At 73.3% G+C, this 13,734-nt stretch carries 16 protein-coding genes; 1 reads left to right on the top strand and 15 read right to left on the bottom strand.

What is annotated here, in order from left to right; translation table 11 throughout:
- Nucleotides 1–63: 63 nt before the first annotated feature.
- Genes prcA through arc form a run of 5 tightly spaced genes read right to left on the bottom strand, consistent with a single transcriptional unit; the run spans nucleotide 64 to nucleotide 5,286 of the window.
- Nucleotides 64–870, bottom strand: a complete 807-nt coding sequence (gene prcA / locus HC251_RS11020) for a proteasome subunit alpha (RefSeq protein ID WP_219945331.1) — start codon at nucleotides 868–870, stop codon at nucleotides 64–66.
- The gene (gene prcB, locus HC251_RS11015; RefSeq protein WP_255566686.1) at nucleotides 867–1,691 is read right to left on the bottom strand and encodes a proteasome subunit beta; all 825 of its coding nucleotides are present in this window, start codon (nucleotides 1,689–1,691) and stop codon (nucleotides 867–869) included. The genes prcA and prcB overlap by 4 nt, the downstream gene beginning before the upstream one ends.
- 41 nt (nucleotides 1,692–1,732) lie before the next feature.
- Complete coding sequence (locus HC251_RS11010; protein WP_219945330.1) at nucleotides 1,733–1,927, bottom strand: ubiquitin-like protein Pup; 195 nt, start codon at nucleotides 1,925–1,927, stop codon at nucleotides 1,733–1,735.
- A 39-nt stretch (nucleotides 1,928–1,966) separates the two neighbouring features.
- Entirely contained in the window at nucleotides 1,967–3,475 is a 1,509-nt protein-coding gene (dop, locus tag HC251_RS11005) for a depupylase/deamidase Dop (protein WP_219945329.1), read from the bottom strand.
- 41 nt (nucleotides 3,476–3,516) lie between these two features.
- Nucleotides 3,517–5,286 (bottom strand): proteasome ATPase, encoded by a 1,770-nt coding sequence (gene arc / locus HC251_RS11000; RefSeq protein WP_219945328.1) that lies wholly within the window; start codon nucleotides 5,284–5,286, stop codon nucleotides 3,517–3,519.
- A 211-nt stretch (nucleotides 5,287–5,497) separates the two neighbouring features.
- Between arc and HC251_RS10995 the strand changes: the two genes are divergently transcribed.
- Nucleotides 5,498–5,737, top strand: a complete 240-nt coding sequence (locus HC251_RS10995; protein ID WP_219945327.1) for a ferredoxin — start codon at nucleotides 5,498–5,500, stop codon at nucleotides 5,735–5,737.
- A gap of 119 nt (nucleotides 5,738–5,856) precedes the next feature.
- On the opposite strand, the gene HC251_RS10990 is transcribed toward HC251_RS10995, so the two are convergent.
- The 10 genes from HC251_RS10990 to HC251_RS10945 form a co-directional block, all read right to left on the bottom strand.
- Complete coding sequence (locus HC251_RS10990; RefSeq protein WP_219945326.1) at nucleotides 5,857–7,014, bottom strand: MarP family serine protease; 1,158 nt, start codon at nucleotides 7,012–7,014, stop codon at nucleotides 5,857–5,859.
- Between the two features lie 7 nt (nucleotides 7,015–7,021).
- Nucleotides 7,022–7,810 carry a tRNA (adenine-N1)-methyltransferase gene (locus tag HC251_RS10985; RefSeq protein ID WP_219945325.1) on the bottom strand — a complete coding sequence of 263 codons (789 nt, stop codon included), beginning with the start codon at nucleotides 7,808–7,810 and terminating at the stop codon, nucleotides 7,022–7,024.
- Nucleotides 7,807–8,751, bottom strand: coding sequence for an adenine nucleotide alpha hydrolase family protein (locus HC251_RS10980; RefSeq protein WP_255566685.1), 945 nt, complete (start codon nucleotides 8,749–8,751; stop codon nucleotides 7,807–7,809). Before HC251_RS10980 ends, HC251_RS10985 begins: the two co-directional genes overlap by 4 nt.
- Entirely contained in the window at nucleotides 8,748–8,951 is a 204-nt protein-coding gene (locus HC251_RS10975; RefSeq protein WP_219945324.1) for a MoaD/ThiS family protein, read from the bottom strand. The genes HC251_RS10980 and HC251_RS10975 overlap by 4 nt, the downstream gene beginning before the upstream one ends.
- A gap of 67 nt (nucleotides 8,952–9,018) precedes the next feature.
- A complete protein-coding gene (locus HC251_RS10970; RefSeq protein WP_219945323.1) occupies nucleotides 9,019–9,447 on the bottom strand; it encodes a hypothetical protein in 429 nt (142 codons plus the stop codon).
- Between the two features lie 4 nt (nucleotides 9,448–9,451).
- Nucleotides 9,452–9,682, bottom strand: coding sequence for a hypothetical protein (locus HC251_RS10965; RefSeq protein ID WP_219945322.1), 231 nt, complete (start codon nucleotides 9,680–9,682; stop codon nucleotides 9,452–9,454).
- Nucleotides 9,679–10,017 carry a hypothetical protein gene (locus tag HC251_RS10960; RefSeq protein ID WP_219945321.1) on the bottom strand — a complete coding sequence of 113 codons (339 nt, stop codon included), beginning with the start codon at nucleotides 10,015–10,017 and terminating at the stop codon, nucleotides 9,679–9,681. Before HC251_RS10960 ends, HC251_RS10965 begins: the two co-directional genes overlap by 4 nt.
- A gap of 162 nt (nucleotides 10,018–10,179) precedes the next feature.
- Nucleotides 10,180–10,809, bottom strand: coding sequence for an LON peptidase substrate-binding domain-containing protein (locus tag HC251_RS10955; RefSeq protein ID WP_219945320.1), 630 nt, complete (start codon nucleotides 10,807–10,809; stop codon nucleotides 10,180–10,182).
- 68 nt (nucleotides 10,810–10,877) lie between these two features.
- Nucleotides 10,878–13,034, bottom strand: a complete 2,157-nt coding sequence (locus HC251_RS10950) for an acetate--CoA ligase family protein (protein WP_219945319.1) — start codon at nucleotides 13,032–13,034, stop codon at nucleotides 10,878–10,880.
- A 36-nt stretch (nucleotides 13,035–13,070) separates the two neighbouring features.
- Nucleotides 13,071–13,691, bottom strand: coding sequence for a TetR/AcrR family transcriptional regulator (locus tag HC251_RS10945; RefSeq protein ID WP_219945318.1), 621 nt, complete (start codon nucleotides 13,689–13,691; stop codon nucleotides 13,071–13,073).
- Between the last annotated feature and the right edge of the window lie 43 nt (nucleotides 13,692–13,734).

Raw genomic sequence — 13,734 nt, 5'->3', positions numbered from 1 at the left:
TGTCGCGGCCAGCGCTCACCGATGGGCGCTCAGCGCGACAGAACGGCACGGGCCGGCGACCGGTCAGTCGTCGTCGTCGACGTCGTCCTCGAGGACCGCGTCGACCTGGTCGACGTCGACCTCGCCCACGGGCACCTCGACCGGGGCCGGCTCCACCTCGTCGGCGCCCTCGTCGCGCGCCTCGGTGGAGGTGGCGGCGATGGCCGCGGTGATCTCCTCGTCGGTGAGGCGGCGGAAGGTCCGCCGACCGTTCGACCGGTCGAGCACCGCCGCCTCGATCGCCTCGGCGTCGAGGGTCCGATCCGGGCCGGCCAGGGCAGCCACGGCGGCGGCGAGCACGTCGGTGGTCGAGGCGCTGGTGTCGTGGGCGGCCTCGAAGCGGTCGGCGATGGCCTCGGCGTCGCCGCCGAGGACCGCCCGCGACGGCTCGTCGATGACGGTGCCGTCGTAGAGGATGTGGAACAGCTGGTCGCGCCCGCCCTCGTGGGCCACCTCGGCCACCAGGATCTCGACCTCCAGCGGCTTCATCTCGTGGGTGAACACCTGGCCGAGGGCCTGGGCGTAGGCGTTGGCCAGGCTGCGGGCGTCGACGTCCTCGCGGCTGTAGGAGTAGCCCTTCAGGTCGGCGTGGCGGACGCCGGCGACGCGCAGCTGGTCGAACTCGTTGTAGCGGCCGACCCCGGCGAAGGCGATGCGGTCGTAGATCTCGCTGATCTTGCGCAGGGTGGCCGACGGGTTCTCGGCGCAGAGCAGGATGCCGTCGGCGCACACGGCGGCGATCAGCGACCGGCCCCGGGCGATGCCCTTCCGGGCGTAGTCCGCCCGGTCCTTCATCACCTGCTCGGGCGCCACGTAGAAGGGCATGCTCATGAGATCGACCCCCCGGCCGGGGCGGCGGTGCTCCGGGCGGCGTCGTCGTCCTCGAGGAGGGCGGCGAAGCGCTCGGCCAGCTCGGTGTCGGGCACCCGCTGGTACCCGTCGGCGGTGATGGTGGCGATGATCGGCCAGATCCCCCGGCGAGCGTCGGGGCCGCCGGTGGCGCTGTCCTCGTCGGCGGCCGTCCACAGCGCCCGCAGGGCCAGGTCGACCACCGCCGAGCGCTCGAGGCCGGGGCGGTACCCCAGCTTCACCACGGTGCCGGCGTGGAGCATGCCCGAGCCGGAGGCGGCGAAGTCCTGCTCCTCGTAGCGGCCGCCGGTGACGTCGTACTCGAACAGCCGGCCCGCGCCCCGGCTGAGGTCGTAGCCGGCGAAGATCGGGACCACGGCGAAGCCCTGCATGGCCGCCGGCAGGTGGTTGCGCACCATCTGGCTGAGCTGGTTGGCCTTGCCCTCGAGCGAGAGGTGCGAGCCCTCGACCTTCTCGTAGTGCTCGAGCTGGAGCTGGAACAGGGTGACCATCTCGACGGCGGGCCCGGCGGCGCCGGCGATGGCGATGCCGGAGAAGCGGTCGGCGGGGAACACCTTCTCGATGGTCCGGTGGCTGATGAGGTGGCCCGAGGTGGCCCGCCGGTCACCGGCCATGATCACGCCGTCGGCGTAGCGGATCGACACCACGGTGGTGCCGTGCGGGACCCCGAGGCCGGCGGGCAGGGCCTGGGTCGGGTGGTCGGGGGCCAGGCCGACGCGGCGCACCAGGCCGGCGAAGTCGGGCCCCGGATCGTCGTGGGTTCCGAACATGGGCAGCGTCACGGCGGCGACCCTAGCGGCGCCGTCAGCGGAGGCGACCCCGCCTACTCCCCGCCCTTCTGGACGTAGGAGCGGACGAAGTCCTCGGCGTTGGTCTCGAGCACGTCGTCGATCTCGTCGAGGAGGTCGTCGATGTCCGCCTTGATCTCCTCGCCCCGCTCGCTGCCCTGCGGCGCGTCGGCGACCTCCTCGGTCTCCCGCTGGGGTGCGGTGCGCTTCTTCTGCTCACGCTCAGCCATGTCGACCAGCCATCTCTCTGTCTCCTGTTCCCGCCCCGGTCACTGCGAGAGCCGGGCGACCAGCTCGGCCGGGGTGGAGCACTCGTCCAACAACCTACCGACATGGGCCTCGGTCCCACGGGACGGTTCCATCATGGGGACCCGCCGGAGGGGCTCGTCGCCCACGTCGAAGACGAGCGAGTCCCAGTTGGCGGCCACGATGCTGTCGCCGAACTTCGCCAGGCAGCGCCCCCGGAAGTAGGCCCGGGTGTCGAGGGGCGGCTCGGTGACGGCCCGCACCACGTCGGCCTCGTCGACCATGCGCTCGAGCCCCACCCGGGCGGCCAGGCTCCGCTCGGGGCGGAGGTCGTGGTACTGGAGGGCGAGGGCGGCGACCCGGGGGTCGCTCATGGGGGCGTCGTGGCGCTCGCGCCAGCCGTCGATGAGGCGCCGCTTGGCCACCCAGTCGACCTGGCCCGACACGGAGTCCGGGTCGGCCTCGAGGCCGGTGAGGACCTCCTCCCAGCGGCGGAGCACCTCGGCGCCCACGTCCTCCCCGACCGCCGCCAGGCCCCGCTGCTCGGCCCACTTGCGGGCCCGGTCGAGCAGCTCGAACTGCACCTCGAGGGCGGTCATGGTGACGCCGTCGACCGTCTCGATGGTCTGGGCGAGCGACGGGTCGTGGGACACGGCCCGCACCGCGGCGACGGGGGCCCGGATGATGAGGTCGCGGTCGAGGGCCTCGTCCTCGACCATGGCCAGCACGATCGCCGTGGTGCCGACCTTGAGGAACGTCGCCACCTCGGCCAGGTTGGCGTCACCGGCGATGACGTGGAGCCGGCGGTAGCGCTGGGCGTCGGCGTGCGGCTCGTCGCGGGTGTTGACGATCGGGCGCTTGAGGGTGGTCTCCAGCCCGACCTCGGCCTCGAAGAAGTCGGCCCGCTGGCTGAGCTGGTAGGTGACGTCGCGGTCGGCCGCCCCGCTGGCCTCGACGCCGACCTTCCCCGACCCGGTGAAGACCTGGCGGGTCACGAAGTGGGTCGTGGCCGCGGCCACGATGCGGCCGAACGGCACCGCCCGGTCCATCAGGTAGTTCTCGTGGCAGCCGTAGGAGTTGCCCTTGCCGTCCGAGTTGTTCTTGTGGACGACGAGCTCCTGGCCCGGCGGGAGGATGCGGATCGCGGCGGCCATGGCCCGCTGGACGATCACCTCGGCCGCCCGGTCGAACACGACCACCGAGCGGGCGTCGGCGCACTCCGGCGTCGACACCTCGGGGTGGGCGTGGTCGACGTAGAACCGGGCGCCGTTGGTGAGCACGGCGTTGACCAGGTGCGTCTCGACGTCCGGCGGGGCGGCGTCGACCGGAGCGGCGCCGCGAGCGTCGCGCCCGGGCGTCTCGTCCTCGAAGTCCCACCCGACCGGCGGGGTCGCAGGCGCCGCCCCCGTCGTCCGCTCCGACACGTAGGCGTTGATCAGCAGGCTGCTGGCCGTGACCGGGTTCGACTCCGCCACGCCGCGGTGGACGATCCCGTACTCGGTCTCGATCCCACAGATCTTGGAGATGGCCATGGTGCTCCTCGGCGGCCCGTCGAGGACCCCTCCCGCGGAGGCTAGAGGTACTGCCCGGTGGCGACGCGCTCGATCGACCGACCGCCGGCCACCTCGCCGTCGCCCTCCTCGTCGTCGTGGATGACGATGGTGCGGACGTAGACGATGCGCTCGCCCTTCTTGCCCGAGATCTTGGCCCAGTCGTCCGGGTTGGTCGTGTTGGGCAGGTCCTCGTGCTCCTTGTACTCCTGGTGGATCGACGCCAGGAGGTCCTCGGTGCGGATGCCCTTGTCGGCCCCGGCGAGGTGGCGCTTGATCGCCAGCTTCTTGGCCCGGCGGACGATGTTCTCGATCATGGCCCCGGACGAGAAGTCCTTGAAGTACATGATCTCCTTGTCGCCGTTCTGGTACGTGATCTCCAGGAACTGGTTGGCCTCGTCGACGCGGTACATCTCGTCGACGGTCGCCTCGATCATCGCCTGGACGCACTTGTGGCGATCGCCGCCGCCCAGGGTCTGCACCTCCTCGGCGTCGAGGGGGAGGTCGGTGGTGAGGTAGCGGGCGAAGATCTGCGTCGCCGCCTCCTCGTCGGGGCGCTCGATCTTGATCTTCACGTCGAGCCGGCCGGGGCGGAGGATGGCCGGGTCGATCAGGTCCTCGCGGTTGGACGCGCCGATCACGATGACGTTGCGCAGGGTCTCGACCCCGTCGATCTCGGCCAGCAGCTGCGGGACGATCGTCGACTCCATGTCGGAGCTGATGCCCGTGCCCCGGGTGCGGAACATCGAGTCCATCTCGTCGAAGAAGACGATGACCGGCCAGCCCTCCTCGGACTTCTCCCGGGCCCGCTGGAACACCAGGCGGATCTGGCGCTCGGTCTCGCCCACGTACTTGTTGAGCAGCTCGGGGCCCTTGATGTTGAGGAAGTAGCTCTTGGCCTCGCTGTCCCCGGCGACCTCGGCGACCTTCTTGGCCAGCGAGTTGGCCACCGCCTTGGCGATGAGGGTCTTGCCGCAGCCCGGGGGCCCGTAGAGCAGGATCCCCTTGGGCGCCGGCAGCTTGTGCTCGGCGAACAGGTCGGCGTGGAGGAACGGCAGCTCGACGGCGTCGGCGATCTGCTCGATCTGGCTGTCGAGCCCGCCCACGTCCTCGTAGCCGATGTCGGGGACCTCCTCCAGCACCAGCTCCTCGACCTCGGGGCGGGGCAGCCGCTCGAAGAGCAGGCCCGAGCGGGGGTCCATGCGCAGGGCGTCGCCCGAGCGCAGCGGCTGGCCCTTGAGGGCGTCGGCCAGCTCGCAGACGCGCTCCTCGTCGGCCCGGCCCACGATGATCGCCCGGGTGCCGCCGTCGATGACCTCCTTCAGGGTCACCAGCTCGCCGGTGCCGTCGTCGGCGCGGGCCATGACGATGGTGAACGACTCGTTGAGGACGACCTCGGCCCCCCGCTCGAGGCCCTCGGCGAGGACGTCGGGCAGCACCGCGACGCGCATCTTGCGGCCGCCGGAGATGACATCGACGGTCTCGTCGTCGTTGACGCCGAGGACGGACCCGTAGGCCGCCGGCGGCTGGGTGAGCTTGTCCACCTCGTCGCGCAGGGCGGCGATCTGGTCGCGCGCCTCGCGCAGGGTGTAGGCGAGCTTCTCGTTCTGGCTGACGGCGTGGGCCAGCTGGCCCTTGGTCTCCAGGAGCCGCTCCTCGAGGGTGCGGACGCGCTTGGGGGCGTCCTGGAGCCGGCGCCGCAGGGCGACGACCTCCTCCTCGAGGGCGGCGGCCTGCTCGCGCAGCTCGTCGACGCTCTCGTCCTCAGCCTGGTGCTCACGGGGTTCGGCCATCAGAACCACCTCCCGGTCCGGTCGTTCGGCACCCTAACCGGAGCCCGCCCGGCCCCGGCGCCAGGCAACACAGCGGTCACGCGATCGAAAACCCCCGGGTCCCGGGCCTGTGCCCGACGACCTTTGTCCGGTGGTTGCCGGGTTTATTGCCGGGCGGACTACCCTGGCTCCCAGGCACCCACGAAGCCCTGCTCAGGAGGCGAACGCGACGATGAAGGTCTGGATCGACCAGGATCTCTGCACCGGTGACGGCCTGTGCGAGGAGATCGCGCCCGACGTGTTCACGCTCCTCGACGACGGCCTGGCCTACGTCAAGGAGGGCGACAAGGTCTTCTCCGACCCGGGGGGCGCCGAGGGCCTCGCCGTCATCCCCGACGGCCAGCTCGAGGCCGTGATCGAGTCGGCCGAGGAGTGCCCCGGCGAGTGCATCTACATCGAGCCGCCGGAGTAGCCCTCCCCCCCGCAGCTCTGCAGATCTCGACCGACAGGCCCCTGCCGGGGCCTGTCGGCGCGTCCGGGCTCGGGCGGCCCGTCTCTCAGGCGGCCCGCCTCTCAGGCGGCACGGCTCTCTCAGGCAGCACAGGGGCCGGCGTCGAGGGCCTGGTCGCCGATCTCGGCCAGGACGGCGCGCAGCTCGTCGGTCGAGAGGGCGTAGGCCACGCCGTCGCGGTCGGGGGCGATGGCGAAGGCCACCCCCACCACCTGGCCGGCGGTGTCGATCACCGGTGACCCCGAGTCCCCCGGCGCCAGGTCGGCGGCCAGCACGAGCACGTCGCGCTCGGTGCCGGGCGAGCCGTAGATGTCGGTGCCCACGGCCCGGATGCGCTGGCGGGTCACGAAGGGCGACAGCTCGAGGGGCCCGCCCCCGGGGTGGCCGAAGACGGCGCCGCGCTGGTCGACGGCCGACTCCGCCACCGGCAGCGCCGGGAGGCCCAGCTCCGGCGACGAGAGCACGGCCAGGTCCCGCTCGGGGTCGAAGGCGACGAGGGTGGCCGCCACCTCCGAGCCGTCCTGGCGCTGGAGCACGGTCTCGGGCTCGCCCGCGACCACGTGGGCGTTGGTGACCACGACCCCGGGCTGCACCACCCAGCCGGTCCCCTCCTGGATGCGACCGCACGCCTCGCCCTCGACCTTGACGATCGACCCGGACAGGGCCTGGGCCGCCTCCTGCGAGAGGCCGGTCTGCTCGGGGACGGGGCCGACCTCGGGGCTCGGGTCGAGGCCCTCGAACACCTGGGGGTAGCCGTCGCCCAGCAGCCGTCGCAGGGTGCGGGTCGCGTCGGGCGCCGGGGGCAGGACGTCGGTGAGGGTGGCCACGATCGCCGACTGGCGGACGGCCCGGGCCTGCCACCCGCTCATGTCGGCGCCGGCGGGCACGAGCAACCACACGATCACGAGGAAGCCGGCGACCCCGGCGACGGCCCCGCCGAGGCGGTCGACCCGCTGGCCGGCGGTGGTGGTGATGCCGGTCTGGGCCCGGCTCCCCACCAGCAGCCCCAGGGCCTGGCCGATGGCCGCCCCCCCGAGCAGCAGGCCCGCCGCCACCAGCAGGAGGCCGGGCCGGCTGGCGTCCTCCCCCAGCGACTCGATCACCCGGGGCATGAGGCGGGCGGCCAGGAAGAGGCCGACCAGCATCCCCGCCCACGACGCCGCCCGGGCCACGAACCCGAGCCGGTAGCCGCCGACCCCGGCGGCGACCAGGAGGAGGACGATGATCAGGTCGAGCACGACGGTCTCAGGGCCGCAGCAGCCGGGCGTGGGTGAGGAAGCCGGTGTGGCCGACCATCCGGTGGTTGGGACGGACCGCCTGGCCCTCGATGTGCCACCCCCGCTGCATGATCTCCAGGGTCTCGGCCTGGGCGAAGCCGTGGCGCTCGAGGGCGTCGCGCAGCTGGGCGGCCTGGGTGATCTGGGGCGTGTAGGCGACGAGGATGCCGCTGGGGACCAGCGCCTCGACGGCGTGGGGCACGACCAGCCAGGGCTCGGGCAGGTCGAGGACGATCCGGTCGAGGCCGGTCTCCTCGATGCCCTCGTAGCAGTCGCGGACCTGGACCCGGTACCGGTCCATGACGGCCTCGCCGAGGAACCCGCGCACGTTGCGCTGGGCCCGGACGGCGAAGTCCTCCCGCAGCTCGTAGCCGACGATGTCGGCCCCGGCCCGGAGCATGCCCATCGACAGGGCGCCCGACCCGACGCCCGACTCGAGCACCCGCACGCCGGGCTGGAGGTCGGCCAGCATCAGGATCGGGCCGATGTCCTTCGGGTACACGACCTGGGCGCCCCGCGGCATCTTGAGGATGAAGTCGCTCAGCGTCGGGCGCAGCACCAGGTACTTGGACTTGCGGGTCGAGCGGACCTCGCGGCCGGCGTCGCGGCCGATCAGCTCGTCGTGGGGGATCAACCCGGCGTGGGAGTGGAACTCGCCCCCCGCCTCGAGGGTGACGAGGTAGCGCCGGTGCTTGGCGTCCACCAGCAGGACCATGTCGCCGGGCTGGAGGGGCCGGTGGGGAGGCTGATCGCTCATCGTCGCCGCCGGGGCGGGCCGAGGGCGACCGGCTCGGCGTCGCGGGCCCGGGCCGCCAGCCGGCAGAAGGCGCACACCTCGCCCGTCGTCGGCGCCCCGCACTCGGCGCACGCCCCCAGCTCGACGTCCCCGGACCCGTCGCCAGCGGAGGTGAACCGGTCGACGGCCCGGTCGAGGAACCCGAAGTAGAGGTCGTGCTTGGCTCCGGGCGAGCGCACCTCGAGGTCGTTGAGCGTCTCCTTGAACCCCAGGTGCTTGTTGCCGGCGGCCATGGGGCACTCCTCGACCTGGTAGTCGATGCCCCGCAGCACGCAGTAGGCCGCCGTCTCCCGCTCGGTGAGGCGGACGAGGGGCTTCACCTTGCGGGGGAAGCCGTCGCGCGCCGGCAGCATCGGCCGCTGGCGACCGAGGTAGTCGGTCTGCCACTTGAGCAGGTTGCCGAAGAGGACCGCGGCCTCGTCGTCGAGGTTGTGGCCGGTCGCCACGGCGTCGTAGCCGCCCTCGCGGGCCGCCCGGTCGAACAGGTGGCGCTTGGACAGGCCACAGGCCGAGCACGGCACCCGGCGGGTGACGGCGGCGGCGGTGGGGACGTCGAAGCCCTCGTCGGCGCGCAGGTCGACCTCGACCAGCGTCTGCCCCCGCTCCTCGACGAAGCGGCGGACGAACTCGCCCGAGACGTCGCTGTAGCCGTCGATGCCGAGCCCGACGTAGAGGCCGTCGGCCCGGTAGCCGAGCTCGACGAGCAGGTCCCACAGAGCGAGGGAGTCCTTGCCCCCGGACACGGCGACGAGGACGCGGTCGCCGGGCTCGAGCATCGAGAACTGCTTGATCGCCTTGGCGACCTGGTCGCGGCACAGCTTGAGGAAGTGGTCGACGCAGAAGTTGGAGTTGTGCCGGCGGATGTCGATGACCGCCGGACCCCGGCACACGCGGCACTTCACGCGACCGACCCCCCGGAGATGACCGGGCGGATCTCGACCTCGGCGTCGGCCGGCAGCATCTCGTCTCCGGGGACGAGCGTGCCGTCGCGGATCACGAGCACCGACTCGCGGTTGAGGCCCAGCCGGTCGACGAGGACCCGCACGGTGACGGGGCCTTCGACCTCGACGGTGCGGCTCGGGTTGCGGAGGCGGACCTGCACGGCGCCCATCATGGCCGCCGCGCCGACCCGGTCCCCCACCGCGGACCGGGGGCAGGGGTGCCCGGCGTCAGGAGCGGCGGCGGCGCGTGCGGCGCGACGCCTTCGCCTCGGCCTGCGCCTCCTGGGCGGCGCGCTGGCGCTTCTCGGCCCGGCTCAGCCGCCGGCGTGCCTCCTTGGCCGCCTTCTCCGCCGCCTTCGCCTGCTGCTGGAGCTGCTTGCCCTCGCGCTGGAGCCGCTTCTGCTCCGCGGCCGCCTCGGCGCGGGTCGTCGTCTGGTGGCGGATCGTCATCGTCTCGCCCGGTGCGAGCGGCTCGCGCAGGAGGATCTCGTCCTCCTTGACCGCCATGGACCGCAGGCGCTGGAGGCCCCAGGCGCCGATGCCCACGGCGAGCCAGGGGCCGCCCTTGCCGGCCATGCCACCGGACAGGCCGAGGCGCTGGACGCGGGCGACCTGCTTCCAGATGCCGCGGGGTGGGGGGTTGACCTTCCGGGGCACGGGACTAGAAGCGCCGGACCTCGACGATCGTGGTCCCCCGCTTCCCTCGCCGCTTGCCGAGGAGGAAGATGACCACGACCACGCCGACGGCGATGGCGGCGCCGACGGCGACGGCGACGCCCTTGGCCGACTCGGCCGTCTCGTCGACCTCGCCCTGGATCTCGCGGAGCTTGGACTCGATGTCGTCGCGGGTGATCTTGCCGTCGGTCCCGGCGGGGGCGCTGGTGGCGGTCATCGGGGGGCTCCTGCGGTGGGGGACGTCTTGGACGACATGCCCCGCTTGGCGATCAGCAGCACCCCGCCCGCCACGACGAGGGTGATGAGGTAGGGGGCGAACGACCAGCGGCCGTCGAACACGCCGGACCCCTCCGACTGGGCCAGGCGCAGGACGAAGATCATGAGCTCGATGACGCCGATGCCCACCAGCAGGGCCCCGACCAGGCCCCACTTCACGAAGGAGAGGAGGCCCTTCAGGGGGTCGACCGTCTCCTGCTTGGCGTAGTCGCGGACGAGGGTGAAGACCTCGGTGGCCGACTCCTTGGGAGACGGACCGTCCTTGCTCAGGCTCACGGTGTCGCTCTTGGCCACTGCGGCTCCGGGGGTCGGGGTGCCGCAGGCGCGGCGGGATCGGCGATCCGGGGACCCTACTTACCCCGGACCCCCGCACGACACAAGGGACGCGCTGGCCGCCGACGCCGGCGAGGCGGAGCCGAGTGACCTGGGAGCACGGCCTCACCCACCCATGGCCAGGCGGGCCTCCAGCAGCTCGGCGGCGTCGACGAGCACCCGCCGGGCCTCCCGCAGCCGGGCAACCGTCCCCGGGACCTCGAGGAGCCGCTGGCGGTCGAGGGGGCCGATGGGCGCCAGGGCGGCGATCTGGTGGCTGGCCGCGGTGGGGTCGACGTCGACCTCGACGGTGGCGGGCGGGGCGGGCTCGCCCATCTCGGCCTGGAGGGCGAGGGCCCGGCGCAGCTCGGCCAGGGCCCGGTCCCGACCCTCCATCCGCTCGGCCGCGGTGCCGTCGTCGTCGTCGGCCCAGTCCTCGACCTCGGCCCGCGGGTAGGGCACCTCGTCGAGCCACCGCCGCACCCGGATGCGCCGAGTGCCCACGCAGTGCAGGGCGTAGCGCCCGTCGGGCATCTCGGCCGCCTCCACCATGCGGGCCACCGTGCCCACCTCGGTGCGGACGTCGCCGCCGCCGACCTCGCTCCCCCGGCTGATCAGGACCACGCCGAACTCGGGCGTGCCGTCCAGGCAGTCGCGCACCAGGCGCCGGTACCGCTCCTCGAACACGTGGAGGGGCAGGACCATCGACGGGACCAGCACGCTCCCCAGCGGGAACATCGGCAGGACGGGGTCCACGGTCTCCATGGTGCCCCGCCCTGCCCGGCGGGTGCCGGACCACTCCGGGGGGTCCGGCCGGCCCGGCGTCAGACGTGCCGATCGAGCCACTGGCGTCGGCGCCAGAGGTGCTCGAGGGCTCGGACGGCGCGGTCGGCCGTGGGGTAGCAGAGCCGGCCGGTGGCCCGGACGGTCGCCGGACCGGGGTTGGCCGGGTCGGCCACCGCCAGCTCGGTGGCGACGAGGATGGGCTTGCCGGTGGCGTCGGCGATGTCGGCCGCGGCCTGGGCGAAGCGGGCGTCCTGGCGCTCGTGGTAGTCCACGATCCGACCGATGCCGTGGTCGGGGTGGAACCCGCCGTCGCGCATCAGGCGGGCCTGGTTCGCCTGGATCCCGAGGCCCAGGTAGATCACGGCGTCGACCTCGTCGTGGCGGGCGATGAGCTCCATCACCGTGGGGATGGTGTCGCGAGTCTCGCCGCCGGCCAGGTCCACCGGGTTGCTCTTGCTCCACCGGGGTGGGAGGTGCTCGTCGATGGCGGCGCGCAGGTCGTCGGGCAGGGCCAGCAGCTCGAGGTCGGAGCGGGTGATGGCATCGGCGCACACCACACCCCACCCGCCGGCGGTGGTCATCACGACGGTCCGGGGACCGGCCGGGAGCGGCTGGGTGGCGAACGAGGCGGCGGCCTCGAAGGCGTCCTCCACGCTCGCGGCGCGGGTGATGCCGAGCTGGCGCGCCGCGCCGTCGAAGACGCGGTCGTCGGTGGCCAGCGATCCGGTGTGGCTGGCCGCCGCCCTCTGGCCGCCGGCGGTGGCCCCGCCCTTGAGGAGGACGAGCGGCTGGCGGGCGGCGACGGGGGCCAGCGACTCGGCGAAGGCCCGCCCGTCGGGGACGCCCTCGACGTAGGCCAACCCCACGGCGGTCTCGGGGTCGTCGGCGAAGTGGGCGAGGTAGTCCGGGACGGTGACGGCGGCGGCGTTGCCGGCGCTGATGGCCCGGCTGATGCCGACGCCGGTGGCCACGGCCAGGTTCTCGAAGCTGGAGACGAAGTTGCCCGACTGGCTGGCCACCCCGATCCGTCCCGCCGGCGGGTAGGGGGCGACGATCTGGGCGCACAGCCGCGCCGGGGTCGACACCACGCCCTGGCCGTTGGGCCCGGCGAGCAGGATCCCCAGCTCGGCGCAGAGGGCCACCAGCTCCTCCTGGGCCCGCACGCCCTCGGGGCCGGCCTCGCCGTACCCGGCGCTGGTGAGGAAGGCGGCCGTGATGCCCTTGGCCGCCGCGCCCCGCAGCAGGTCGGGGTTGGCGCTGGCAGGGGTGCAGACGACGACGAGGTCGGCCTCCCCGTCGGGCACCTCGGCGATGTCGGGCACGCAGGTGACGCCCAGGACCTCGGCGCCGTCGCGGTTGGTGGCGAAGACCTTCCCCTCGTAGCCGCAGGCCAGGATGTTGTGCAGGGTGACGAACCCGAACTTGCCGGGGTGGGTGGACGCCCCGGCCACCACGATGCCCCGGGGCGAGAACAGGGCCCGGAACTGCTCGGGCGTGGGGCGGGCCCGGGTGGCGGCCGGGGCGGCGGGGGCCGCCGGGTCGGACCGCTCGACCAGGGCGTCCACCGCGATCGGGCGGCCGTCCACGACGATCAGCGGGTTGAGGTCGATGGCCTCGATCGTCGGGTCGGACTCGGCCGCGGCCGAGAGGCCGAGGAGCACGTCGACCAGGGCGGCGCGGTCGACGGCGGGCTCGCCCCGGAACTCCGCCAGCAGGGCCTGGGTGGCCAGGTCGTCGATCATGTCCTCGGCGTCGGCCCGGGTGAGGGGCACGAGGCGCACGACGGCGTCGCCGACCGCCTCGGCCAGGATGCCGCCCACCCCCAGCAGCACCGTCGGCCCGAACTGCGGGTCCCGGCTGACGCCGGCGATCAGCTCCCGGGTGCCCTTCACCATCGGGGCGACGAGGAGGCTGACCTCGCCGTCGTCGGGGGTGGCCGCGGCCAGCAGGGCCTCGGACGCGTGCTCGACGGCGGTGGCGTCGCCCAGGCCGAGGCGGACCAGGCCCCGCTCGGTCTTGTGGGCGATGGCGTCGCCGCACAGCTTCACCACGACCGGGTGGCCGATCTCGGCGGCGGCGGCGACGGCCTCCGGGACGGTCGCCACCACCCGCTCGTCCAGGAGGGGCACCCCGTGACCTCGGAGCAGGGCCTTGGAGGCGGCCTCGGACAGGGTGCGGCTGGAGGTGGTCGACACGACGCCGGAACCTACCCGCGCGCCCCGGTCGGCTCCCTACCGCTCCGAGTCGGGCTGGAGGGCGGAGCGGAACAGGCCCCGGACCTCCTCGAGCCGCACCTCCAGCTCCTCGTCGGTGTACGGGTCCCGGTCGAGGAGGCCGGTGAGGAAGGGGCCGTCGCTGAAGTAGCTCATCAGGGCGCCGATGCCCGAGAGGATGATGTGCTCCGGGTCGTGCGGGCGGAGCCGGCCGGCGTCCATCTCCCGCTGGAAGTAGGCCACCGCCCGCTGGAAGTGCGGGCGCAGCACCTTGCCCAGGTCCATCGGGAGGTGCTGGCCACCCTCGAGCGCCTCCCGCCGGGCGATGCGGACGAAGTCGGGGTTCTCCTGGAAGAACATGAACCCGGCGGTCAGGACGTGGTCGACCTTGTTCCACCCCTCGCGGACCGGTTCCTCGACGGCCTGCTCGACCTGGGCCGACCACTGGGCCATCACCCCGAGGAAGACCTCGGCGTAGATCGCCTCCTTCGACGGGAAGTGGTGGAGGATGCTGGGGCGGCGGATGCCGACGCCGGCGGCGATGTCGTTGAGCGAGGTGCCGTCGAAGCCCTTCTCGGCGAAGCAGCGCCGGGCCTCGACGATGATCGCCTCCCGCGTCGTCACCCCTCCGTCGCTCATCGGGGCCGAGGGTACCGGGGCCGTCCGGTCGACGTAGCCTCGC

Origin of the sequence: Iamia sp. SCSIO 61187, assembly GCF_019443745.1 — a bacterium.
Classification (GTDB): domain Bacteria; phylum Actinomycetota; class Acidimicrobiia; order Acidimicrobiales; family Iamiaceae; genus Iamia.
Note: the sequence above shows the minus strand (reverse complement) of the source record. Positions and strands in the feature narration are given on the sequence as shown.